This window comes from uncultured Winogradskyella sp. (genome assembly GCF_937958655.1).
GTDB lineage: Bacteria > Bacteroidota > Bacteroidia > Flavobacteriales > Flavobacteriaceae > Winogradskyella.
On the sequence record NZ_CALGNH010000032.1, the window covers coordinates 1 to 25,210 of the forward strand.

General features: G+C 33.0%; 19 protein-coding genes and 1 pseudogene. 7 read left to right on the forward strand and 13 right to left on the reverse strand.

The window, feature by feature from the left end; genetic code table 11:
• The 3 genes and pseudogenes from Q0800_RS06675 to Q0800_RS06685 all read left to right on the forward strand — a co-directional run.
• Window positions 1–135 (forward strand): annotated as a pseudogene (locus Q0800_RS06675) (30S ribosomal protein S6--L-glutamate ligase); the annotation flags it as partial.
• A 72-nt stretch (window positions 136–207) separates the two neighbouring features.
• Window positions 208–1,173, forward strand: a complete 966-nt coding sequence (locus tag Q0800_RS06680; RefSeq protein ID WP_299128481.1) for a succinylglutamate desuccinylase/aspartoacylase family protein — start codon at window positions 208–210, stop codon at window positions 1,171–1,173.
• Window positions 1,173–1,739 (forward strand): 5-formyltetrahydrofolate cyclo-ligase, encoded by a 567-nt coding sequence (locus Q0800_RS06685; protein WP_299128633.1) that lies wholly within the window; start codon window positions 1,173–1,175, stop codon window positions 1,737–1,739. The genes Q0800_RS06680 and Q0800_RS06685 overlap by 1 nt, the downstream gene beginning before the upstream one ends.
• Here the strand turns inward: Q0800_RS06685 and Q0800_RS06690 are convergent.
• The 11 genes from Q0800_RS06690 to panC form a co-directional block, all read right to left on the reverse strand.
• Entirely contained in the window at window positions 1,734–2,738 is a 1,005-nt protein-coding gene (locus Q0800_RS06690) for a cellulase family glycosylhydrolase (protein WP_299128484.1), read from the reverse strand. The two genes, Q0800_RS06685 and Q0800_RS06690, sit on opposite strands and share 6 nt — an antisense overlap.
• Before the next feature lie 10 nt (window positions 2,739–2,748).
• Window positions 2,749–3,363: a lipoprotein signal peptidase gene (locus Q0800_RS06695; protein WP_299128486.1), complete on the reverse strand. Its 615-nt coding sequence runs from the start codon at window positions 3,361–3,363 to the stop codon at window positions 2,749–2,751.
• A gap of 55 nt (window positions 3,364–3,418) precedes the next feature.
• The gene (locus Q0800_RS06700) at window positions 3,419–3,973 is read right to left on the reverse strand and encodes a hypothetical protein (protein ID WP_299128488.1); all 555 of its coding nucleotides are present in this window, start codon (window positions 3,971–3,973) and stop codon (window positions 3,419–3,421) included.
• Window positions 3,974–4,121: 148 nt separating this feature from the next.
• A complete protein-coding gene (locus tag Q0800_RS06705) occupies window positions 4,122–4,505 on the reverse strand; it encodes a TraR/DksA C4-type zinc finger protein (protein ID WP_299128489.1) in 384 nt (127 codons plus the stop codon).
• 5 nt (window positions 4,506–4,510) lie between these two features.
• The gene (gene ileS, locus Q0800_RS06710) at window positions 4,511–7,915 is read right to left on the reverse strand and encodes an isoleucine--tRNA ligase (RefSeq protein ID WP_299128490.1); all 3,405 of its coding nucleotides are present in this window, start codon (window positions 7,913–7,915) and stop codon (window positions 4,511–4,513) included.
• Between the two features lie 684 nt (window positions 7,916–8,599).
• Window positions 8,600–9,958 (reverse strand): DNA repair protein RadA, encoded by a 1,359-nt coding sequence (radA, locus tag Q0800_RS06715; protein WP_299128491.1) that lies wholly within the window; start codon window positions 9,956–9,958, stop codon window positions 8,600–8,602.
• A 6-nt stretch (window positions 9,959–9,964) separates the two neighbouring features.
• Window positions 9,965–11,251, reverse strand: coding sequence for an alpha/beta hydrolase-fold protein (locus Q0800_RS06720; protein WP_299128492.1), 1,287 nt, complete (start codon window positions 11,249–11,251; stop codon window positions 9,965–9,967).
• Window positions 11,252–11,316: 65 nt separating this feature from the next.
• Entirely contained in the window at window positions 11,317–12,465 is a 1,149-nt protein-coding gene (locus Q0800_RS06725) for an alpha/beta hydrolase-fold protein (protein ID WP_299128493.1), read from the reverse strand.
• A gap of 40 nt (window positions 12,466–12,505) precedes the next feature.
• Window positions 12,506–13,465: a lysylphosphatidylglycerol synthase transmembrane domain-containing protein gene (locus Q0800_RS06730; protein ID WP_299128494.1), complete on the reverse strand. Its 960-nt coding sequence runs from the start codon at window positions 13,463–13,465 to the stop codon at window positions 12,506–12,508.
• Between the two features lie 3 nt (window positions 13,466–13,468).
• Window positions 13,469–13,819 (reverse strand): aspartate 1-decarboxylase, encoded by a 351-nt coding sequence (panD, locus tag Q0800_RS06735; RefSeq protein WP_299128495.1) that lies wholly within the window; start codon window positions 13,817–13,819, stop codon window positions 13,469–13,471.
• Between the two features lie 13 nt (window positions 13,820–13,832).
• Window positions 13,833–14,684 (reverse strand): pantoate--beta-alanine ligase, encoded by an 852-nt coding sequence (panC, locus tag Q0800_RS06740; protein WP_299128496.1) that lies wholly within the window; start codon window positions 14,682–14,684, stop codon window positions 13,833–13,835.
• A 110-nt stretch (window positions 14,685–14,794) separates the two neighbouring features.
• Between panC and Q0800_RS06745 the strand changes: the two genes are divergently transcribed.
• Genes Q0800_RS06745 through glmS form a run of 3 tightly spaced genes read left to right on the forward strand, consistent with a single transcriptional unit; the run spans window position 14,795 to window position 19,166 of the window.
• Complete coding sequence (locus Q0800_RS06745; RefSeq protein ID WP_299128497.1) at window positions 14,795–15,607, forward strand: glycogen/starch synthase; 813 nt, start codon at window positions 14,795–14,797, stop codon at window positions 15,605–15,607.
• 5 nt (window positions 15,608–15,612) lie between these two features.
• Window positions 15,613–17,307, forward strand: coding sequence for a DUF4270 domain-containing protein (locus Q0800_RS06750; protein WP_299128498.1), 1,695 nt, complete (start codon window positions 15,613–15,615; stop codon window positions 17,305–17,307).
• Between the two features lie 11 nt (window positions 17,308–17,318).
• Entirely contained in the window at window positions 17,319–19,166 is a 1,848-nt protein-coding gene (gene glmS / locus Q0800_RS06755) for a glutamine--fructose-6-phosphate transaminase (isomerizing) (RefSeq protein WP_299128499.1), read from the forward strand.
• 52 nt (window positions 19,167–19,218) lie between these two features.
• Here the strand turns inward: glmS and Q0800_RS06760 are convergent, their stop codons facing one another.
• Both Q0800_RS06760 and Q0800_RS06765 read right to left on the reverse strand, forming a co-directional pair.
• Window positions 19,219–20,613, reverse strand: a complete 1,395-nt coding sequence (locus tag Q0800_RS06760) for a sulfotransferase domain-containing protein (RefSeq protein ID WP_299128500.1) — start codon at window positions 20,611–20,613, stop codon at window positions 19,219–19,221.
• Between the two features lie 154 nt (window positions 20,614–20,767).
• Window positions 20,768–22,072, reverse strand: coding sequence for an arylsulfotransferase family protein (locus Q0800_RS06765; RefSeq protein ID WP_299128501.1), 1,305 nt, complete (start codon window positions 22,070–22,072; stop codon window positions 20,768–20,770).
• A 310-nt stretch (window positions 22,073–22,382) separates the two neighbouring features.
• Here Q0800_RS06765 and Q0800_RS06770 point away from each other — a divergent pair, with 310 nt between their 5' ends.
• Window positions 22,383–25,190: a TonB-dependent receptor gene (locus Q0800_RS06770; RefSeq protein WP_299128502.1), complete on the forward strand. Its 2,808-nt coding sequence runs from the start codon at window positions 22,383–22,385 to the stop codon at window positions 25,188–25,190.
• The last annotated feature ends 20 nt before the right edge of the window (window positions 25,191–25,210 follow it).

Here is a 25,210-nt window from a genome sequence, read left to right on the forward strand (position 1 = left end):
GATATGTTACAATCTACAAGAGGCCCATTAATTATGGAAGTTAATTCTACACCTGGTTTAGAAGGTATTGAAGGGGCTACACAAAAAAATATTGCAAGAGCTATTATTACGTTTATTGAGCGCAATCGACGATAGAGATAAGATAAATAAAGAAATTCCTGCTTTCGCAGGAAGTAAATAAGATTCCCGTTTTCACGGGAAGTAAACATGAGCGAAAAAGAAGTATTACACATATTAGGAGAAAGCGTTGCGCTTGGCGAAAGTGTTAAGGTAAGCTTTAATGTAGCTAAACTCCACACACAAAATACCATTGATGTGCCAGTAATTATTGAACGCTCTAAAAAGCCAGGCCCTACCGTTTTAATTACGGCAGGCATACACGGAGACGAAGTTAATGGTGTAGAAATCGTTAGACAAATCATTGCTAAAGGCATAAATAAACCCAAAAAAGGAACTATTATTTGTATTCCGGTAATTAATGTGTTTGGGTTTATTCAGATGGATCGAGAGTTTCCAGATGGTCGCGATTTAAATCGGGTATTTCCTGGAGGAAAAGGAGGCTCACTAGCAAGCAGAGTGGCTCATAAATTAATGACTGAGATTGTACCTCATGCAGATTTAATATTAGATTTTCATACTGGAGGTGCAGATCGATTTAATGCCTCACAAATTAGAATTGTAAAGAACGAAGCTGTTTTAGATGAGTTGGCAAAAGTATTTGGCGCCCCTTTTATTTACTATTCAAAAAATTTAAATAAATCGTTTAGGAATTCATGTTATAAACTAGGAATACCTATGTTATTGTTTGAAGGTGGTAAATCCTCACATATTAATAATACCGTAACCAATACTGGCGTTAATGGCACAAAGCGTGTATTGCATCATTTAGGCATGTTAAACCACAAATTTAAGGTCTCTAAGCCTAAGAAAAATGGCATTATTATAGCAGATAGTAAATGGGTAAGAGCTAATCATTCTGGCATGTTTAAGTCTAACGTTTCAGTTAACACTCTGGTTAAAAAGGATGAAGTACTAGGTCATATTACAGATCCTTATGGTAGTTTTAATCACTTTGTTAAAGCCCCTAACGATGGTTATATTTTTAACGTGAATGAATCTCCAATAATTTACCAAGGCGATGCTATTTTTCATATATCTACAAAGTTTGAATGATGACAAAGTCAGAACTTAGAAAACGATATAAACAACTACGTAAGAAACTCTCAATAGAAGACCTTGAAAATAAAAGCCTAATGATTGCCAATCGTTTATTGACTCTCAATATATGGGATAAATCATTTTATCATATCTTCTTGACTATTGAAGAACAGAAAGAAATCAACACCGAATATATACTAAACATATTAGCAGGAAAAGATAAAAACATTGTCATTTCTAAAAGTAATTTTGAAGATTACAGTATGACGCATTATCTACTGACAGATAATACTAGAATTAAAAAAAATGACTACAATATTCCTGAACCAATTGATGGTATCGCTATCGCTTCAGAAATTATAGATGTTGTTTTTATCCCTCTTTTGGCTTTTGATTATACAGGTAACCGCATTGGTTATGGCAAAGGATTTTACGACCGATTTTTAAGTCAGTGTAAACCTGAAACTCTAAAAATAGGTTTGTCGTTTTTTGAAGCTGTAAGCACTAGCATAAAAACATTAAAAGAAGATATTAGATTAGACTATTGCATAACACCTCACAAGATTCATAGCTTTTTATAAACGATCCTTAAATGCAAAAAATCTAAAAAGTGTTCCCCAATTATTGTTATTAAAATTATTAGGTGATCCATCTGAAGTTAATAAAGCATCCTGATCTGTTTCGTCGTATTTCCAAAGCCAAGCAGCATAAGATAATTGATTATTATGTATGATATCTAAAAACACTTCTGGGTTCATTAAAACGCCAGAATTTACAGGAGCTACTTCACCAAAAAATAATGGTAAATTTAAATCAACTAAATTTTGAATTCTATTTTCTATTTCGGCTGTGGGTTCTAAAAGCCATTTTTCATAAGCGTGTATATCAAATAACACATTGTCTGTTGTATCTAAAAACAGATTACCAATATTAATTAATACACTTTCATCTTGCCCTTGCTCTGCGCAAGGAATTAAAACAATATTGGTATTACCTGTATTTCTAATTATAGTGTAAAGTTCGGTCATAGTACTTAACCAATTTTGATCTGTATAACCATCCATACGATCAAACCTGTAGGGCTCATTCCAAACCTCTATCCAAACATCTGATTGCTCTTTAAAATGCTCTGCCCAGAGTGCTAACTTAACCTTATACGCTTCCCAAAAAGCAGTTTCTGCAGGAAATTTTCCCGTCAGTAGATTACTAGCTTGTCCATCCCAGCCAAATGGACATAGAATTGTAACTAAATTATTAGCTCTATTATCGTCTACTATGGCTTGTAGTGAATGTAAAAATTGACCGTTCGCATCTTGTACTGGTGTTCCTTCAATAGGATTTTCATTTACATTACCAACAAACTCTCTGGCAATATTTAAATTCCATAATGGCATATCCTCACTGCCCGTTCCAAAGCTATGCAACGCATTGGCACCTACAAACTGTTTTGCATTAGAATTGAAGGTAATTTTTGAATCCACAATACTATATGTAGTATTAGAAATAACGGAATCCTCCTTGGTATTGCAAGAGAGAAAAAAACTAAGTAAAAACAATACAAATACGATCCTAAATCTCATTACAAAAATTTTATTTAAACGCTCTCTTATTAAACACAATCAAAATACCAATACCTGTACTTATAGCCATATCTGCAACATTAAAAACAGGATCAAAGAATGAAAAATACTTACCGCCAACAAAAGGCAACCCTTCTGGTAATACACCACTCCAAATAGGAAAATGTAACATATCTACAACGTTACCATGAAAGACCTCCGTATATCCCCCTTTTTCTGGTAAAAAGGTGGCTACCTCAAACGTACTATCACCAAACATTAGTCCGTAAAATACAGAATCAATAATATTACCTAAAGCACCAGCAAAAATAATAGCAATAGCAAAAATTAAAATTTTAGGCTTTTGCTTTTTGGTAACATCCACTAACCAAAAGCCAATCCCTGTTACAGCTACAATTCTAAATAAGGTTAAAATTAACTTGGCAGATTTATCTGAAATAGAAGTAAAAAAATCACTCAATTTTGCTCCCCAAGCCATACCGTTGTTTTCCACAAAAGCTATTTCAAACCATGATAGTACTTTAATGGTTTCACCCAATTGAAAATGTGTTTTTATATAAATTTTACTAACCTGATCTATTAGCAAAATTAGGGTAATAATAATTGAGGCTTTCTTTAGAGACATATCATTTCCCTATTAAGATTTAATGTTATAGTATTGAAGCAAATGTAACCGTTTATTATGGTTTAACAACTGTTATATTACCATTAATAGAATTCAAAGTCCAAACAAAATAGGGCGATTCAAAATCATCTATCATAATTTTACCTTTATAAGATGAAGCACTAATTTTTGCATTCTTTGTAATAACTTTTATGTTGCCTTCAATTGTATTTATAACTGCGCTTTTTGATAATCCTTTTACATTACAATAGCCTTGCTTAAGTTTCACAAAAACTGTTTTAAAATTACCATCTAAATTAACTGAGCCAACATCGCTCACAATATTTAAGTTTAACTGTTCTGGAATTTCTAGATGAAGTTCTGCTGCAATAACCTTATGCGCATTTCGTTTATCGTCTGCTATATTCTCAAAGGACATAAGTTCTAAACTTAAAGTAAGTTGATTATTCTCTTCTTTTGAAACTATTTGATAATCGTTTTGGTATTCACCATCGAGTATCGATGCTATCGAGATATTAGTTGTATTAGATGTAGTAATAAAAATATTAAAGATTTGATTACCATTAATTATAATATTTTCAATAGGTTTTGCCTCAATTTGTTTTTTCAAAATATTTTGCCCTTGAGCCGACAAGTTTATAATGCAAATGAGAACAAAAAAAGCCTTGACATTAAGAATACAAGGCTTTATAGTTTTATTTTGTTTCAAAATATAAGTAACATCATTATTATGATGAAATCCCTTTTAAATAGGGACTTTACTTCTGCATATTTTTTGCTTCAATACTCAGCGTAGCATGCGGCACTAGCTTAAGACGCTCTGGATTTATTAATTTACCCGTTACTCTACATACACCATAAGTCTTATTCTCAATACGAATCATTGCATTTTTAAGATCGCGAATAAATTTTTCTTGGCGAATAGCTAATGCAGAATTTGCTTCCTTACTCATAGTAGCACTACCTTCTTCAAAAGCCTTAAACGTTGGCGAGGTATCATCGGTACCATTGTTATGATTATTCATATACGCACTTTTAATCAACTCTAAATCGTGCTCTGCCTTGTCTATTTTTTCTTGAATTAAAACTCTAAATGCTTCCAGATCTTTATCTGAATATCTGTTTTTTACATCTTCTGCCATATCTATTAGTGTTTTTGTATAAATAATTTGGTATTGACCTCATCAAAAGCAATTTCTATACCATCATTTATAGTATCCATTATTTTTAAATCTTCTGTTAATGTTTCAGACTTAATATAGGCTTCGTTAGAGGCTACTGCTGCTGAAACTAAATCGTCTTTTTGAAGCTGCACTTCTATACGATCTGTAACTTCAAAACCAGAATCTTTACGTAAATTTTGAATACGATTAACGAGCTCTCTTGCGATACCTTCTTTGCGTAATTCTTCTGTTATAGTTACATCTAAAGCTACTGTTAAAGCACCTTCATTGGCTACTAACCACCCTTCAATATCTTGTGATGTAATCTCTACATCACTCAATTCTAAAGTAATATTTTTTCCGTTAATTTCGACATCTAAATTACCATTTTGTTCAATTTTTTTGATGTCCTGTGCCGAAAACGTATTTATAGTGTTGGAAACCAGCTTCATATCTTTACCAAATCGAGGCCCTAAAGCTTTAAAATTAGGTTTTATTTGTTTTACCAAGATATCTGAGGCATCTTCTAATAACTCTATATCTTTTATATTAACTTCTTGTTTTATTAAATCAGAGACCGCTTCAATTTCTTCTTTTTGCTGTTGATTATCTACAGGAATCATAATTTTTTGCAAGGGTTGACGCACTTTAATCTTTTCCTTAGCTCTTAACGATAATACTAAGGACGATATTGTCTGTGCATTTTCCATTTTACGCTCTAGCACTTTGTTAATAGCCGATGTATTTACTTTAGGAAAATCGGCCAAATGCACACTTGTAAATGACTCTTTTTTGGTAACTGCATTTAAATCTAAATATAATCGGTCCATAAAAAACGGTGCAATTGGTGCGCCTAGCTTGGCAATGGTACTCATACATGTGTATAAGGTCTGGTATGCCGAAATTTTGTCTGCTTGGTAGTCGCCTTTCCAGAAACGTCTTCTACTTAAACGTACGTACCAATTGCTTAAATAATCTTGTGTAAAATTAGATATTGCACGCGCAGCCTTTGTTGGTTCGTAATCTGCATAAAAGGCATCTACTTTTTTAATAAGTGTGTTTAATTCTGATAAGATCCAACGGTCTAATTCTGGTCTTTTATTCATGGGAACTTCATCCTCAGAATAGTTAAAACCATCTAAGTTAGTGTATAGCGAAAAGAATGAGTACGTATTGTACAGTGTACCAAAAAATTTACGGCTTACTTCTGCAATACCATCGCTGTCGAACTTTAAGTTATCCCATGGATTTGCATTCATTATCATATACCAACGTGTGGCATCTGCTCCATATGTTGATAGGGTTTTAAAAGGATCTACAGCATTGCCTAATCGTTTAGACATCTTCTGCCCATTTTTGTCTAAAACTAATCCATTAGATACCACATTTTTATAGGCTACAGAATCAAAAACCATAGTTGCGATGGCATGAAGCGTGTAAAACCAACCTCTTGTTTGGTCCACACCTTCGGCAATAAAGTCTGCAGGGAAAGCCCCTTTTTTGTCAATAAAGTCTCGGTTTTCAAAAGGATAATGCCACTGCGCATAAGGCATAGAGCCAGAATCGAACCAAACATCTATTAAATCGCTTTCACGCTTCATAGGCTTGCCAGATTGTGAAACTAATACAATCTTATCAACCACATTTTTATGCAGATCAATTGTCTCGTAATTTTCATCAGACATATTACCAACTTGGAAATCGGCAAAAATATCTTCGGTCATTAATCCTGCTTTTACTGACTTTGCCATTTCGGTTTTAAGCTCTTCAACCGAACCTATACATAGTTGTTCTTTACCATCTTCGGTTCTCCAAATTGGTAATGGAATGCCCCAATAGCGTGAGCGCGATAAATTCCAATCATTAGCGTTAGCCAACCAATTACCAAAGCGTCCTTCGCCTGTTGATTTAGGTTTCCAGTTTATGCTTGTGTTTAACTCATGCATTCTCCCTTTTACATCTGTAACTTTAATAAACCATGAGTCTAGTGGATAATATAATATTGGCTTATCTGTTCTCCAACAATTAGGGTAACTGTGTTTATATTTTTCAACCTTAAAGGCTTTATTTTCTATCTTTAATTTAATGGCTAATTCTACATCTACTGACTTATCTGGTGCTTCACCATCATTGTAATATTCATTCTTTACGTACTTGCCAGAAAACTCACCTAACTCTGGTCTAAAACGCCCTTGTAAATCTACTAACGGTACTAAATTATCATACTCATCTTTTACCAATAGTGGTGGAATTTCTGGTGTGGCTTGTTTAGCTACCAAAGCATCATCTGCACCAAAGGTTGGTGCCGTATGTACTATACCTGTACCGTCTTCTGTGGTTACAAAATCACCAGAAATTACGCGGAATGCATTTTGTTTGTTTTCAAATTGAAGATTAAAGTCTAGCAACTGTTCGTAAGTAATTCCAACTAAATCTTTTCCTTTGAATTCTTTAACTACATAAAAAGGAATCTTTTTATCTTCTTCTTTAAATTCTAAAAGTTCTGGCTTGGCTTCAACTTGTTTGTATTTTCCATCAAATTGCTTACCTATTAAACTCTTTGCTAAAACCACATTCATTGGTCTGAATGTGTACTGATTATAGGTTTCTACTAAAACATAATCAATCTTAGGCCCAACGGTTAATGCTGTGTTACTCGGTAAGGTCCAAGGTGTTGTTGTCCAAGCTAAGAAATAAATATCGCCTTCGTTTTGCAAAAAATCAGGTAATGACGCTTCATTTGCCTTAAACTGAGCTACAACCGTAGTATCTGTTACGTCTTGGTAGGTGCCTGGCTGGTTTAATTCGTGCGAGCTTAAACCAGTACCTGCCTTGGGCGAATATGGCTGAATGGTGTAGCCTTTGTACAACAAGTTTTTATCATAAATCTGCTTTATTAGCCACCATACAGATTCCATATACTTAGGTTTATAGGTAATGTATGGATCATCCATATCTACCCAATAGCCCATTTTTTGTGTAAGATCATTCCAAATATCTGTATAACGCATTACAGCTTTTTTACAGGCTTCGTTATACTCCTCTACGGTAATTTTAGTCCCAATGTCTTCTTTGGTAATGCCGAGTTCTTTCTCAACGCCAAGTTCTACTGGTAGTCCGTGTGTATCCCAACCCGCTTTACGTTTTACCTGAAAACCTTTCATGGTTTTGTAACGTGGAAAAATATCTTTTATCGCTCGCGCTAATACATGGTGAACTCCTGGTAAACCATTTGCAGAAGGTGGACCTTCAAAAAACACATAAGGTTCTGCACCTTCTCTTGTAGATACACTTTTTTCGAAGATGTTATTTTCTTCCCAATAGTTACTAATTTCATTAGCAACTCTTGGCAAGTTAAGTCCTTTATATTCAGGGAACTTTTGGCTCATTATTCGCATTTCTTTATAAGTGTGCAAAATTATGAAATTTGATGGATTTTTAGTGATCTTAAAGTCTAAATCACAATTTAAGGCTAAGAAATATTGTATAAAAGAATTTTGAAGTTAGTCCTCGACACAAAAATCATTATAATAATTAACAAGATCAATCAAAGTTGCTCAACGAAATTTATGATTATCAATTCCTTTTTATTAAACAACTGCATTGACCGAAATATGCAATAATAGATTTTTTAAATCCTCCTTTAAGTTTTGTGGCGAGTTACTCTTCATTACGTTTAACTTTTACCTTAGAATATGAATTTGGTACAGTCATAGCAATATCGCCATCTATTGAAGGTGCATTTACCGTTTTATTAACAATATTGCCATAGAGTGTAACTTCACCCTCAGTTAAAATATCTAATAATAAAGGAAAGCGCTTGTGGTTTTTTGCATATATATATTCAAATTTTACATCATGCTCAAAACCATGAAATGTAATTCCATTAACTATTATTTCATCCCAAATAGCAGATTCATCGTCTAAATTTAATTTTGTATCTCTGAAAAATTAGTCCATATCCCTCAATTGATGTGCATCTAAAAAGTGTAATGTTGCTTCTTGTGTTTGGGAGTTACCAATAAAACATAAAAAAACATAACGCTATAACAATACTATTTTTCATTGTATATCTATACCACAAACCCAACTAAATCTTCAATCTTTGAAATTAATTGAATTTTAATACCTGTATTTTTTAAAGCAATTTTATTGTATTTAGACACAAAAATGGTTGAAAATCCTAGTTTTTCGGCTTCCAAGATACGCTGCTCTACGCGTTGCACTGGTCTTATTTCTCCAGATAAACCAACTTCAGCTGCAAAACAATAATTACTTGGTAAAGCAACATCTTCATTAGAAGATAATATGGATGCAACGACTGCTAAATCTATTGCAGGATCATCTACTGTGATACCACCTGTTATATTTAAAAATACATCTTTAGCACCTAAACGGAAGCCAGCTCGCTTTTCTAAAACTGCTAAAAGCATATTTAATCGTTTAGCATTAAAACCTGTTGCTGAACGCTGTGGTGTGCCATAAACTGCTGAACTCACTAAGGCCTGTACTTCAATCATTAATGGTCTTAAACCCTCTAATGTTGCAGCAATAGCATTACCAGATAATTCACCGTCTTTTTCAGAAATTAAAATTTCAGAAGGATTAGTCACTTCTCTTAAACCAGAACCTTGCATTTCGTAAATTCCTAACTCGTTTGTGGAACCAAAACGATTTTTGTGAGCTCTTAAAATTCTAAATACATGATTACGATCTCCTTCAAATTGTAACACGGTATCTACCATGTGCTCTAATATTTTTGGACCAGCAATATGGCCATCTTTTGTTATATGCCCTATTAGCAGAACGGGAGTAGAGGTTTCTTTAGCAAACTTTATAAGCTCTGTAGTGCACTCTTTAATTTGTGAAATACTACCTGCTGAGGACTCTATATAATCACTATGTAGGGTCTGTATAGAATCTATAACAACAATATCTGGCTTTAAACTTTCAATTTGCTTAAATATATTCTGTGTTTTAGTTTCGGTTAAAATATAACAGTTATTATCGTTTGGATTTATGCGCTCTGCACGCATCTTTATTTGTTTTTGGCTTTCTTCACCAGAGACATAAAGGGTTTTATAGCTAAGTTTTAAAGCAATTTGAAGTAGTAATGTACTCTTACCTATACCTGGCTCACCACCTAAAAGCGTTAGTGATCCTTTTACCATACCTCCTCCGAGCACACGGTTAAATTCTGCATCGTACATGTTTAAACGATCCTCTTGCGTGGTATCTATCTCATTTATCTTTAAGGGTTTTGAGGCTCTTTTTGTTGTATCCGCTGAGGGCTTCCAATTACTTTTTTCGGGTTTTTGAATAACTTCTTCGGCTATAGTGTTCCATACTTTACAAGATGTACATTGCCCTTGCCATTTACTATATTGACTACCACAATTTTGACAAAAAAAAGTTGTTTTTACTTTAGCCATTACACATTACTTGTTTTCTTCATTGTCTTCTTTCTTTGTTTTTTTGGCCTTAGCGTCTTCTTTGGCTTTCTGCTTTTTTAGTTTTTCTTCTTCTTTTTTAATCTGTTTCTCTTCTTTTTCAATTTCTTTTTCTAATGCAAGGGTTTCTACAACTCCCTTAAGTTCTTCGAGTTTAGATTCAATATATCCATATGTAATACGGTAACTTTCTTGCAGGGTTAAAGCTTCTTCGTATAATTTTATGGCACGTTTTGTATTGTCTGTTTTCTCGGCGTGCAGAGCTAAATAATGATTTCCTAAAACAAGTTCTGGGCTTAATTTATTGGCAAGTTTACCTATACGCTCTATGGATTCTAAATCCTCTCTTTGTTCTGCAACTTCAACAAATTTTTCGTATTCATTTTCTGAAATTTGTTTTTTAATACCAAAAAAATCTTCTATTCTTTGGTACCTTTCTATTAGATATTTATCTAAAGTATCGTCATAAGGTTTTACTTTTTCTTCTAATTCTTTGTCTCTAATTGGCTTATAGAGTTCAAAAATTTTATCAAAAGATTTTGCAATAGCACTGGTTACAAGTGTATAATGATTATCATCTTCAAAATCATCAAAATAATAGGTTAAGTACTGATTTTTTACTTCTAAAATCTGCGTATTAGCATCTAACACGGCTTCTCTAATGTATGGTAAATCTTTATTTGATGTGGCCATGTAATAAAATATATCACTTTTAAAAACCTCTAAACGTTTCCCTAAATAATCTCTAACCGTACCTACTAAATCTGGACTTATAGATACATAGGCATTAAAAATTGGATCTTCTTTAAAAAGATACGAGTTAATAAAATTACCCATTAGGTCATGCCCAACTGCCACTCTAAAAGGGCTTGTATTGTAATTCTCATCTAAAAAAGGAATAAGCTCATTGGCAATAAAATTATGAAAATTTAAACCAGACTCTTTTGGCAAACCTGTATAGTCATCGCAGTATCCATCGTAACTGCGCTCTGATCCTTGTACAATACCAACAATAATAGAACTTGGCATCTCATCAAAGTAAGTTTGAAAATCAACTTGCCCTGCGACTGGCTCAAATAAATAATCTCCGTCAAAGACTATAATTACAGGATTCTTAACTTCTGAAGAAGGGTCGTAATTTTTAGGAAGCTTTACCTTTAGTTGCCGTACCGCATTTAGTTCGGACGATTTAATTTCTCTATAATCTACTTGGGCGCTAATTGATAAACAAAGTAGAAGCAGTATAAGTGTTATTAGGGCATTTTCTGTTTTCAAAGTTGTTGACTTATGTATATTAAACATATTGGATATTATTAAACTAAAACGTTACTTGACTAAAATTAATTTCCTAATGTATCTTGTGCTTCATACATTTTATCTAACATAATTTCTTTATCAATATACTGAGAAGGCTCATACAGTAGTCCGGATTTATATTGCAATAAGGCTTTTTTATAGTCTCCTATTTCTTCATAAAACATACCCATATAATAAGCTCCTAACATAGAATTAGGAAACTCTTTTTTAATGAGTAATGCAAGATTTTCTAATGAGTTTGTATCGTTTTTCTTTTTAGACGCTACAGCTACCGCTCTTATATCATTTTCGATTAGCCTTTTCTTAAAGCCATAGAAATGTTTAATAGCTTCATATTTATTTATTAAGTAATTATAAGGTGAGTCTTCAGCGTTTAAAAGCTTCTCTTTATACTCACTTCTACTTATAGGTTTATATAACGCGAATATATGGGCTAATGCTTTGGGAATACCTCTACCAACTAACGAATAGTGATTAGCGTCTTCAAAATTTTTGAACTTATAATTTAATTTAGCATTTGTAATCGTTTTTAGCTTAGAATCGCACTCTATTATTTTATTTCTTTGTGCTTTTATATCCGCTTCTGCCGTAACTAAATAATAGAACGATTCTTTTTCTAAACTTAATAACCATTGCGGCAATTGCTCCGATACTTTAGGTGATAAATCTGGACTTAACGCTACAAAGGCTCTAAAAATTGGTTGTTTTACTGCCAAAAAATAATTCATAAAATTTGCACTTAAATCGTGCCCTACCACTACTCTATAACTAGATGTTTTATAATTTCTGTCCATAAAAGCAATTAACTCTTTATCTATAAAGTTATAAAATGCCAAACCATCCGCAGTTAAGTCATTAGTTTCTTCATCAAACGAAAAATCTTTAGCTTTAAATAGATCTTGCTCTACACCAACAATTATACAATCTGGCACATCCTCCCAATATGCATTAAAATCTACATTACCTGCTACGGGCTCAAATAGATAATCTCCATCTAAAACAACTATTAGTGGATAGGCACGTTCGGCTTTAGGGTTATAATTTCTTGGCAATTGTATTTTTAAATTGCGATTGCTATCTAAGCTATTAGATTCTATAGTTTCTCTAATAACTTGTGCGTGTAAACTAACTGTTGTTAGTAGTAATAAAAGTAGTTGGTAAAATTTAGCCATGCTGTAGGTAGATTAAAGATACAGCAAGGTAAAAAAAAATCTAAACAGTGCTTTTCTTTCTGTTATAGATTGGTAAATAAATTAAAGATAGTCCTCCTAATACTATTATCATAAGTGTTTGAGAGCCCCATAACACCCAGCCAAATGCAAAACTAGGATCCTTTGATATACCAAAAATTGAAAATGCAGCATACACCGCAGCAGGATAAGCGCCTGTACCTCCATTTGTTGCGGCAACACTAAAACTGGCTGAAATAAAACCAATCATAACTGCTGCTAAAGGTATGTTCTCTAAAGGCTCAAAAGCAAACGTTGTAGTATAAAACATAAGCAAGTACATTCCCCAAATAAACAACGTATGCGCAATAAATGCCCATTTCTTTTTCATTTTAAAAATACTTAAAGCCCCTTCAATAAGTCCGTTAATAAATGTTTTTATTTTTTTAAAAATTTGCGACTTACTTTGTCTTAAAAAAAGAACTAAACCAGCAAAGACTATCATCAAAATTAATAACAGAACAAATAGATTAGTATTTAGCCGCTCAGAAAAAAATGCTTTTATATAGTCAAATTGAATAACTAATGTAATAGCAACAACAATCATCATCATAAACAAATCTGCCACGCGCTCTGCTACAATAGTACCAAAGCCTTTCTCAAAAGGAACACCCTCATAATTTGATAAAATGGTTGCTCTGGCGACTTCTCCAGATCTAGGAATACCATAATTAATTAAATAAGTAGAAAACACAGCCATTGCACTGTTTTTAAACCTTACATTATAACCCAAAGGCTCTAGCATAAAAAGCCATCTATAAGCTCTAGATAAGTGACTTAGGGACAAACAAATAACGCTGAGAAAAATCCACTTAAAGTCCGCTTTTTTCGCCTCTACAATAATTTGACCTAAAGGAACTTTACTTAAAGAATACCATACTAAACCAACGCTAATTACTATGGGAATTACAATGGTTAGTATTTTTTTATACTTGGGTGTCAAAACCTATTTTAGAAGATTATTATCCTCATTAGGAAATACTAAGGAAGGTTTAAAAACTTTAGCCTCTTCAATATCCATAAAGGCGTATGTTATTAATATTAAAATATCGCCAACTGCAACTTTACGAGCCGCAGCTCCGTTTAACGTTATTTCACCACTGTTACGTGGTCCAGGAATACAATACGTTTCTAAACGCTCACCATTATTATTATTTACAATTTGAACTTTTTCACCTTGAATAATATTGGCTGCATCCATTAAATCCTCATCAATAGTTATACTCCCAATGTAATTGAGTTTAGCACCTGTACATTTTACGCGATGTATCTTGGATTTTACAACTTGAATTTGCATGTGGTAAAGGTAATTAATTTAAGGCGATATTGTCTATAAGTCTTACATCTCCTGCATATACAGCTATAAACGCCCTATATGTTTTTTTAGTTGATTTACGTTTTACTGGTTTTAAGGTTTTGGAATCTGCAATTATAAAATACTCTAACTTTAGTAGTTCTTGTTTTTTAAATTGTTTCTCAACCCATTCCGTTACATTTTTCGCACTTTTTGTGCCAAACTTTACTTTAGCAGCTTTTAAGGTTTTGTATATAAATGGCGCTGCCGTTCTATGATGCTTTGTTAATCTTGTGTTTCTAGAACTCATTGCTAAGCCATCTTCTGCTCTATGAATTGGACAACCTATAACCTCAACAGGCATACGGTGTAATTCTACCAATTTCTTAATGATCTGCAACTGCTGAAAATCTTTTTCACCAAAATAAGCCCTATTTGGTTTTACAATCTCAAACAAGCGTTTAACAATAGTACCAACACCATTAAAGTGTCCATCTCTAAAAGCACCTTCCATCTCATGTTCTAAACCATCAAATCTAAAGGATTGAGATTTTACAGTATCGGTATAAATATCCTCTACACTTGGCGCATAAACAATAATTGTTTTGTCACTTACTGTTTTTAAAAGCGACACATCAGCCTCTAATGTTCTTGGGTATTTAACTAAGTCTTCTGGGTTATCAAACTGAGTTGGGTTAACAAATATGCTCACAACAATATAATCATTTTCACTCAAGCCTTTTGTTACTAATGATAAATGCCCATTATGAAGTGCTCCCATTGTAGGTACAAACCCAACAGAACCTTTATTTACCCTTAAATTGGATAAATGGTGAGATAATTCTGATTTATTGTGAAAAATTTTCAACTTATTAACTAAAATTTAATGCGTGCAAACATAATATTTTACTAGCAATCTGCACAAATTTTTGTAATTTTGCATGTTTTTTACTTTTAATTTTCAAAAGCAGTAGATTTATGAAAGATAAACGAATATTATATGTATCCTCGGAAGTTGTGCCTTATTTACCAGAAACGGAAATTTCGTCCATGTCGTTTGAAGCTCCTAGAATGGTAAACAAGCAAGGAGGGCAAATACGTATATTTATGCCTCGCTTTGGAAACATTAACGAAAGAAGGCATCAGCTGCATGAGGTCATTCGCCTTTCTGGAATAAACTTAGTGATTAACGACCTAGACATGCCTTTAATAATAAAGGTAGCCTCAATTCCTAAAGAGCGCATTCAGGTTTATTTTATAGATAATGAAGACTATTTTAAACGCAAAGCTACATTAACGGATGAAGATGGTAACCTTTTCTCAGACAATGATGAACGCGCTATATTTTTTGCAAAAGGAGTTATAGAAACCGTTAAAAAATTGAATTGGGCACCAGACATTATTCATGTTAACGGATGGTTAGCGTCACTGCTTCCATTGTATCTTAAAGAATTTTATAAAACAGAACCTTTATTTACAGAGAGTAAAATTGTTACTTCGGTATACAATCAAAGCTTCGAAGGTACGTTAGATAAAGGTATGATTGAAAAAGTTAAGTTTGATGGACTAGAAGGTGAAAGTATAGCACCGTTATTAAAACCTAACTACATTAATTTAATGAAAATAGCCATTGATAATTCTGATGCAATTATTAGAGGTTCAGAAGTGTTACCTACTGAGCTAGACGAATACATTAATGATGCAACTAAACCTGTTTTAGATTATCATACTATTGAAGAATTTGCAGATCCATATACAGAATTCTATACTAATACGGTATTAAGTAGTTAAACCCTATGAAGAAAAATAAATTTGCCCTAAAAATAATAGCACCTCTGTTGGTGATTTTAAGTTTTATTGCTTGCGACAGTGATTTTACAACACTAGAGTCTGATGTCATTAACGACGATGTGGCTACTAATTTTGATATTTTATCACTTAGCGAAACCAATCCGTCGTTTACAGAAATAATAAGCTATACAGATGCCCTTGGTCCTGTACAAACCAATTCACTTGGTATTAATAGCTTAGGGGTTTATGATGATTTATATGGTAGAACCACATCAACTTTTGTAACGCAATTGACACCTTCTACTTTAAATTCAGATTTAGGTGAAGAGATTGAAATTGATTCTGTGGTATTAACAATTCCTTATTTTTCATTTGTGTCTGATGTGTCAGAAGATGGTGACTTAACTTATGAAATTGATTCCGTAATAGGAAGAAATCCTATAAAATTAAGTCTTTTTGAAAGCAACTATTTTTTAAGAGATTTCAATCCTGAGGGAGAATTTAATGAGAGTCAAGCTTATTTTTCAAATCAATCTGCATCAGCATCCGAAAGTATCTCTGATGCCGCTTTAGAAGGCACACCAATACCTTTTGTTGCAAACCCTGAAAATAACGAAGAGGTATCCTTAAATGCCGATGGTAATATAAATATTACTGAAAATGGATATATTTTAACTGAAGAAAATGAAGATGGAGACCAGCAATTATTAGAAAGGGTACCACCTGGTTTACGGTTAAAATTAGACCCAGAGTATTGGCAGGGTAAAATTATGGATGAACAAGTGCAACCTTTTTTAAGCAGCCAAAACGTATTTTCAGAATATTTTAGAGGTCTATATTTTAAAGTAGAACCGGTAAATGAAAATGGCAGTTTTTTAATTTTAAATTTTGCATCTCAAAACGCTAATATCACTATATATTATAAGAGATCAAATCTATTAACAGACGATGAGGAAGACAGAGAACGAACAAGTCTTAATTTTTCGTTTGCACCTAATAGAGTAAATTTTTTCAATAATGAGTTTACTACACCAATTAATGAAGGAGAACCAAGTACTGGTGATGCAAGATTATTCCTTAAAGGAGGCGAAGGTTCAGTTGCTAAAATTAAATTGTTTAATGGAGATAATCTTACATTTAATGCTTGGAAAGACTTCTTCGTAGAAACGGATAATGATGGAAAGTTTCAGCGTTCAAGACGTTTAGTTAATGAGGCCAACTTAGTTTTTTATGTAGATAGAGACGCCCTAGATTTAGCAATGCAAAGTGCAGAATCAGAGCCCAATCGCCTCTATATTTACGACGCTGATAATAATGTGCCATTGCCAGATTTTTTCTTTGATCTTACAAACAACACCTTCCCTAATTTTTCTAAAATTAATCACTTAGGTCCTTTAGAGCGCGTGGCTAATGAATCTACAGGAGATGGCATTAAATACAAATTAAAGATTACTGAACATATTAACAATTTATTATTACGAGACTCCACTAATGTAGAGTTGGGTGTAGCCGTATCCCTAAATGTTAATTTAGAAGAACAAGTAGCCCAAAGAAATGTGCAGACTGCAGATGACTCTGATTTAAGGCTACCTGTAAGTTCTATAGTATCACCAAGAGGTACAATACTTCATGGAAGTAATTCAGAAGACGAAAATAAAAGGGTATATTTAGAAATCTTTTATACTGAACCAAACAATTAAAAAACTTAAATATGTGTGGAATCGTTGGATATATAGGTCATCGTGACGCTTATCCTATTATTATAAAGGGACTACAAAGACTAGAATATCGTGGATACGATAGTGCAGGAATAGCACTTTATGATGGTAATACTATTAAATTATCTAAAACAAAAGGTAAAGTTGCTGATCTTAAAGAAAGACTAGAACGAGAAATTACCACTAACGGATCACTAGGTATCGGTCATACACGTTGGGCAACGCATGGTGTACCAAACGATGTTAACTCTCACCCTCATTATTCTAACTCTGGCGATTTAGTTATTATACACAATGGTATAATTGAAAATTATGACGCTCTTAAAAAAGAACTTATTAAAAGAGGTTATACTTTTAAATCTGATACAGACACCGAAGTACTAGTTAATCTTATAGAAGACGTTAAGAAAAATGAGAACACTAAACTTGGTAAAGCGGTACAAATTGCTTTAAACCAAGTTATAGGAGCTTACGCCATTGCTGTCTTTGATAAAAACAAGCCTAACGAAATTGTAGTAGCAAGATTAGGAAGTCCCCTAGCTATTGGTATTGGTGACGATGAATTTTTTATAGCTAGCGACGCATCACCATTTATAGAGTTTACTAAAAATGCCATTTATTTAGAGGATGAAGAAATGGCTATTATTAGAAGAGGCAAAGAGGTAAAGATCAGAAAAATTAAAGATGATGCCCTTGTAGACCCTTATATTCAAGAGCTTCAATTAAACCTTGAACAAATTGAAAAAGGTGGTTATGATCATTTCATGTTAAAAGAAATCTACGAACAGCCAGAGGCTATTTTTGACACTTTTAGAGGACGTCTTTTAAGTAATGAAGCTGTAGTAAAATTAGCTGGTGTAGAGGATAACATGAAGAAGTTTTTAGCTGCAGATAGGATTATAGTTGTAGCTTGTGGTACATCATGGCATGCAGGCTTGGTTTCAGAGTATATATTTGAAGATTTAGCAAGGATACCTGTTGAGGTGGAATATGCTTCAGAATTTAGATATAGAAACCCTGTTATTACAGAAAAAGATATTGTTATTGCCATATCTCAATCTGGTGAAACTGCTGATACGTTAGCTGCCATAAAACTTGCAAAGTCTAAAGGAGCCTTTGTTTTTGGCGTTTGTAATGTTGTAGGCTCATCTATTGCCAGAGAAACAGATGCAGGTGCTTACACACATGCTGGCCCAGAAATTGGCGTGGCTTCTACTAAAGCATTTACAACGCAGATTACAGTATTAACTTTAATGGCACTTCGTTTAGCACGTGCAAAAGGCACTATTTCGAGTTCGGAGTTTAGACATTATTTAATAGAATTAGAAACCATTCCGAGTAAAGTTGAAGAAGCTTTAAAATCTGATAGTTATGTAAAAACAGTTTCGGATATCTATAAAGAAGCTACTAATTTCTTATACCTTGGCCGAGGCTATAATTTCCCTGTAGCTTTAGAGGGTGCTTTAAAGCTTAAGGAGATTTCATATATACATGCAGAAGGCTACCCTGCGGCAGAAATGAAACATGGTCCAATTGCATTGATTGATGAACAGATGCCAGTAGTGGTTATAGCCACCAAAAAAGGACATTACGAAAAAGTTGTTAGTAATATACAAGAAATAAAATCTCGTAAAGGTAAAATCATTGGTATTGTTACAAAAGGAGATGAGAGCGTTAAAGAATTAGCGGATCATGTCATTGAGGTTCCGGAGACATTAGAATGTCTTACGCCATTATTAACCACAATACCACTTCAATTACTATCTTATCATATCGCAGTAATGCTAGGTAAAAATGTAGACCAGCCTAGAAACTTAGCAAAGTCTGTTACTGTAGAATAAATAGATTTAAAACAAACAACTATTTGAAACAATAGTTGTTTGTTTATTTATTTTATTTAAATAAAATCTTTTGTTTCACTAAACTATTGTACACTTCAGAAACAGAAGCTAATAGACTTTTATCACAACTAGAGGTGTCAATATTTTTGGTGTTCGTAAATGGCTCTACATGAGAATAATCAAAATCCATACTCATTTTAGACTCTAAATACTCTAATACAACTTTTGGTTGCTCTAGGTAGTCTTTATATTCTATTAACATAAAGTTAGAATTATCTAATGTTAAAAGATAGCTGTAATAATTAAACCATACAGCCAACCAATAATCGAGCGAATCTCTATCATATTTTATATCTACAGATGCCTCTTCATTAAAACTAAACACCTTGTGATTACCACCAAACTCATGGTGTCCTAACCAATCCATATACGTTTCAATAAAATCATCATCATTTTGAAACTGTTTAAATCTTGTATGTTGATTAAATAAAGAATCGGCATGTTCTACGGGGTTTCTAAAAAGAAAAATGGCTTTAAATTCCTTATTATATTTTCTTAATGAAGGATATCTTAAAATTAAATTATTATTCTTAGACAGGTATAAATGAGAATTATCAGCCCTAATTAATGAATGGTACTTTAAATATTTATCATATACGTCCTCGTTGATGGTATGCTTTACGAGGGTACTGTCTTTAATAAATTCATCATTTAAAAACGCTTTAAAGAAATATTCTTCAAGCGCTTCTATGGTATTTAAACCAAACATCATTTTATCTCCATGCTTTCTTTCCTTTAGCTGCGCTTTCTTTGGATTGTACATTTTTTTCCAAAGGTTTGGTGCTAATAGAAAAGGCATATTAGAATAATCTAAAGAACTAAATTTACCAGCCTTAAATAATTGATCGGTCAAACTTGTGGTGCCTGCACGTGCCAAACCAGAAACGATTAAAAAATTAGAGTTATCATTAATAGTTTCTCCTTTTTTAAATCTTTTGTCAAATGAAAATAAAAATTTAGAAAGATTATAATTGTTGAGTATTAGCTTATGTAAAAGCATAGAAGCTTCAGAATAATTCTCAACTTTTTTCTTTTTCTTAAAAACAAATGGAAAAATACTACCTATAGAAAGACTTAATAGAAACCACCCAGAACTAAAGTCTAGATTTTTAAAACTTATATCCGAAAAATAACCGTAAATTAATAACGGTAAAATTGTACCTAAAATAATTACAGTAACAACACCAATTACCTTAAATAAAGCTATTAGAATTCGCTTTAAAGCAGATATAAGTTTAATCTGCTTAATTTGTTCGTCCTCGTTAGAAAGTACTTCATTAGCCAGACCTATTGAGGCTTCTAGCATTTCAAAAAACACTTTTCTAAAGGCAATAATTAGACTTGCAAATACAATACCTGCAATGCCTGCTATAATAAAATAAAGCATTATTCTTTCTTAAATAGTTTACGGAAAAATCTTTTTATAGGAATCCAAAGTACAACTCCAAAAGCAAAGATTACCAATAATAAGATGAAGATAATAATGAGTAATGTTCCAAGCCCTAATCCGGGTCCGATATAAGTTAGCATAAGAGTAGATTTTAAAAATTAATGTTTGTATAAATAGATGTCCAGTTGGGGAGATAATGGTAGCCTTCAATATCACTTTTTAAAGTGGTTTTTAAAACAACACCATTTTCGTTTAAAACCCATAAGATACCTGAATTTTGTTCTTCAACAAAAAGGTCTCCGTTAGGTAAAAGATCGTATAAGCCTTCTGCTCCAGTATATATTTTATTATCTATAAACGCTTTTTCATAAAGTGCGTTATAAGTATCTTCTTCAAAATTATACACAAGGATATTTGAGTTTATAATCTCTCTTTGTACGTTAGTTTTAGGATAAGTATCATAATTTTCGTAGTTACTATTGTCTTTAACCAATCCATTATTATTAAATAAAGCAATAGTGTTTGGCGATAAAATATCAACATCGTGCTGATAGGTAAAAGGACCTTCTATAACCTTAATAACTTTCTCTGTACTTGGCCTGTATTGAATTATGGCTGATAGGTGTCTAAAACTCATAAACACATCGCCTGTATTAAAATATGTAGAGTCCTGCAATACTACAGGTTCTACATCATTTAAATGAAAAGGATCTTCTACAACACTGGCTCTGTTTATAAGCTCAGACAAATTGTTTTCTTTAAAGAGTTCAGTTAAGGATTTGCTGTAAAGCGTTTTACCTGTTTTAGCATCTACATTAACAATTAGATCGTCCCTGTAATTAATTTTTTTACCATCTACAGAAACAGTACTTGGAGCTACACTACCATTTTTATGTTTTGCCCCACAAATCCAAGCATTTCCTTTGGCGTCAAAATTAACAGCATGATGAAATATAAAATCTTTATTGTGCCACACTACATTAGATGCTGAATCTAGTCGTATTAAACCCGGCCTTTCATCACAACTTACAATCACACCTCTATTTTCCATCAGCTTAGAAGGGTATAATCTATCGTTAGTTCCTACTTCATGGTGCTTAGATAAATATTCCACTGGTAAATCCCAAGTTTTAATGAGCTCATCATTCTTAAAATTTTTCAATTCAATTTTAAAAGCGTCACCATTTCTATAAGCATAACTTCCATATAAATCATAACTTAATTTATTGATAGTCTCTTTATCAGCATCCTTTGTTTTTAAATAATAGTCAGGAGCTAAAAAAATAAAGTTGTATGCTGCCTTCATATCGGAAGGCAATTCAGAGAATTTTTTTACCGGTTCTGTTAAAGATCCAAATGTTCTTTGTCCTAAAGTAACGTGTCTAACAATGCCACTCCATATCATCAACAGAAAGATAATGATAAGTCCTATGGCAAATTTCCTAACGATTTTCAATTTTAGTAGGTTTTAATGATTAAATCATGTAATAACAAGGGGTAATGTTAGTTATAAAATTGGTTAAAGCAAAAATTTTATCTACAAAAGGTCATTTTATAAGGTACTCTACTCTAATCAATTCATTTATAACACTAAAAATTCTTTTCAAGAAAACAAATGATTAACCAAACAAAATTGCGGATATCTCAATCTTTTGGTCTAATTATTTTGAAATTTATTATGCATGCATAATTTTTTGAGAATTTCTTACTAAAATACCATATATTTATTTAAATTGCTCACCTAATAAAATAACTAATTCTCTAAAATGAAGGCAACCTTAAAAATTTTTGCAATGCTTTTTTGCGTGGTAGCATATTCGCAAACCACTGTTAAAGGTAAAATTACGGATAATACTGGGCTCCCCTTACCTGGTGCAAATGTTGTAGTTGTTGGCACAAGTTCTGGAACAGTTTCAGATTTTGATGGTAATTACACGTTAACTACAAATATAGATCCACCATTCTCAATCCGTGTAAGTTATACAGGCTTTGAAGCTAAAACCGCTGAGGTCACTACAAATAACCAGACTGTAAATCTTAGCCTTGAAGAAGGAAACGAATTAGATGAGGTGGTTATTTCAGCATCTAGAACTCCAGAACGTATCTTTGAATCTCCTGTAACAGTAGAACGTTTTGGACTTAAAGAAATAAAAAATACAGCTTCTGTAGATTTTTACGACGGCTTAGAAAACTTAAAAGGTGTAGATATAAATACTAATAGTTTAACCTTTAAATCCATAAACACCAGAGGTTTTGCAACATTTGCTAATACTCGTTTTATGCAATTAGTAGATGGTATGGATAACGCTGCACCTGCCCTCAACTTTCCATTAGGAAATCTATTGGGTATGACTGAAACAGACGTATTAAGTGTTGAGCTTCTTCCAGGTGCCTCATCTGCTCTATATGGTGCAAATGCATTTAATGGTATCCTTTTTATGCGAAGTAAAAACCCTTTTGACCACAGCGGTATAAGTGGTTATGTAAAAAGAGGCATTACTTCTCAAGAAGCTGCTGGCGATAATGATTATACAGACTTAGGAATTAGAATGGCCTATAAATTTAGTGAAAAATTTGCGGCGAAGGTTAATTTTGGATACTTAAAAGGAACAGATTGGTTTGCTGATAATGACGCAGACAAACTAAATAGAGGTCTTACCAGGGATGATACTGATTATGACGGAATCAATGTCTATGGTGATGAAGTATCTACAAACATTAGAGATGCTTCTGGCTTAGGTATTATACCAGACGTAGAAGTGAGTAGAACGGGTTATAATGAAAGAGATTTAACCAATTATAATGCAGAGAGTGTTAAAGCAGATTGGGGCTTATATTTCCGTCCATGGGAAAACGATTTCGAAATACAATATGTTGGTAAACTAGGTTTTGGTAATACGCTTTACCAAGGTGCTAACCGTTATAACATTAAGAATTTTTTCCTTCAACAACACAAATTAGAAATTAAAAACGATAACTTCTTTGTTAGAGGTTATATTACCGAGGATAAAGCTGGTGATTCTTACGATATGGTCTTTACAGGTATTAATATTAATCGTGCTTGGAAAAGTGATGCAGATTGGTTTGGAGATTATATAGAAACTTACGCTGGTATAGAGCTTTCTGGTAACCCGCAAGGATTAACCACAGCTCAAAAACATGCTTTTGCAAGACAAGTTGCTGACGAAGTCATAGATCCTACTGGAGATGATGGAATTGAAAGATTAGTGCCTGGCACGCCAGAATTTCAAGCCGCTTTTGATAGAATTACAAGCAACCCAGATTTAGGTACGGGTTCTAGATTTCAAGACAACTCTCAAATATACCATGCTGATGCTAATTATAATTTTGGTGATAATATAGAGTTTGCAGAAGTACAAGTTGGTGGTTCGTTTAGAACGTATCGCTTAAATTCTTTTGGTACTATTTATACCGATATAGATGGTCCTATTACATATTCTGAATTAGGAGTTTACACACAATTACAAAGATCGTTAGAGTTATCTGAGTCTGTTGAACTTAAGTTAACAGGATCACTTCGTTATGATAAATCCGAATTATTTGATGGCTTCTTTTCACCGAGACTATCAGCAGGTTTTACTATCAACGACAATCATAATATTAGAGCTTCATTTCAAACTGGTTTTAGAAACCCAACTACTCAAGACTTATATATTGGCTTAGACGTTGGACGTGCTATATTAATTGGTGGTGCATCAGATAATCCTGCAAGAGATATTAGAAACTACGATTTAAGTACTAATGGTACGGCAATTACTGGTCAAACCAATATAGATGTGGATGGCACAGGAGCTTACAATAATTCATTTTTTGCTAACTCTGTTACAGATTTTGGTGATTCTGGTAATCCTGCAGATTTGCGAGTTGCTAACTCAAATTTAGCACAACCTGAACAAGTAAGTTCTTTTGAGCTTGGTTATCGTGGAAAATTCGATGGTGTAATTATAGATGCTTCAGCATATTATAACCAATATCAAGATTTCTTAGCTAATGAAACTGTGGTGTCACCTTTCTACGGAGACGTAGCATTGACACAAACCCTACCAAATGGTACTCCTTTAGCTATTGCTGCTATTGCCAATGGTGATTTTGAAGCTTACCAGACATATACCAACTCGGATGAAGAAGTTAATTCTTATGGAGCTGCTATACAGGTTTCTACTAAAGTATTTGGAGGATTTGATTTGAGCGCTAATTACACCTATGCAAAATTAGACTTTGATGTAAATAATAACCCTGATTTTAGAACAAATTTTAATACACCAGAACATAAGGCAAAAGCCTCTTTTGGTAAAACAGAATTATTTAAAAACTTTGGTTTTAATGTCTCTTGGAGATGGAGTGACAACTACTTCTGGGAAGCGTCTTTTGGTGATGGTGATATCCCTTCATTTAATGTACTCGATGCACAGGTTAATTTTAGAGTTCCTAGTTTAAAATCTACGTTCAAAGCTGGTGCAACCAATTTATTACAAGACGAGTACTTTACCGCATTTGGTACAGGGTTCATTGGATCACAATATTATGTGTCTTGGACCATTAACAATTTATAATAATGAAAAGCATAAAGAAT

Bases quoted from the DNA above. Each gene is read 5' to 3' on its own strand.
- Q0800_RS06745 (WP_299128497.1), top strand. From the start codon at position 14,795: ATGAAAGATAAACGAATATTATATGTATCCTCGGAAGTTGTGCCTTAT.
- radA (WP_299128491.1), bottom strand. From the start codon at position 9,958: ATGGCTAAAGTAAAAACAACTTTTTTTTGTCAAAATTGTGGTAGTCAA.
- Q0800_RS06725 (WP_299128493.1), bottom strand. From the start codon at position 12,465: ATGGCTAAATTTTACCAACTACTTTTATTACTACTAACAACAGTTAGT.
- glmS (WP_299128499.1), top strand. From the start codon at position 17,319: ATGTGTGGAATCGTTGGATATATAGGTCATCGTGACGCTTATCCTATT.
- Q0800_RS06685 (WP_299128633.1), top strand. From the start codon at position 1,173: ATGACAAAGTCAGAACTTAGAAAACGATATAAACAACTACGTAAGAAA.
- Q0800_RS06770 (WP_299128502.1), top strand. From the start codon at position 22,383: ATGAAGGCAACCTTAAAAATTTTTGCAATGCTTTTTTGCGTGGTAGCA.
- Q0800_RS06750 (WP_299128498.1), top strand. From the start codon at position 15,613: ATGAAGAAAAATAAATTTGCCCTAAAAATAATAGCACCTCTGTTGGTG.
- Q0800_RS06695 (WP_299128486.1), bottom strand. From the start codon at position 3,363: ATGTCTCTAAAGAAAGCCTCAATTATTATTACCCTAATTTTGCTAATA.
- Q0800_RS06760 (WP_299128500.1), bottom strand. From the start codon at position 20,613: ATGCTTTATTTTATTATAGCAGGCATTGCAGGTATTGTATTTGCAAGT.
- panD (WP_299128495.1), bottom strand. From the start codon at position 13,819: ATGCAAATTCAAGTTGTAAAATCCAAGATACATCGCGTAAAATGTACA.
- ileS (WP_299128490.1), bottom strand. From the start codon at position 7,915: ATGAGCCAAAAGTTCCCTGAATATAAAGGACTTAACTTGCCAAGAGTT.
- Q0800_RS06680 (WP_299128481.1), top strand. From the start codon at position 208: ATGAGCGAAAAAGAAGTATTACACATATTAGGAGAAAGCGTTGCGCTT.
- Q0800_RS06690 (WP_299128484.1), bottom strand. From the start codon at position 2,738: ATGAGATTTAGGATCGTATTTGTATTGTTTTTACTTAGTTTTTTTCTC.
- Q0800_RS06705 (WP_299128489.1), bottom strand. From the start codon at position 4,505: ATGGCAGAAGATGTAAAAAACAGATATTCAGATAAAGATCTGGAAGCA.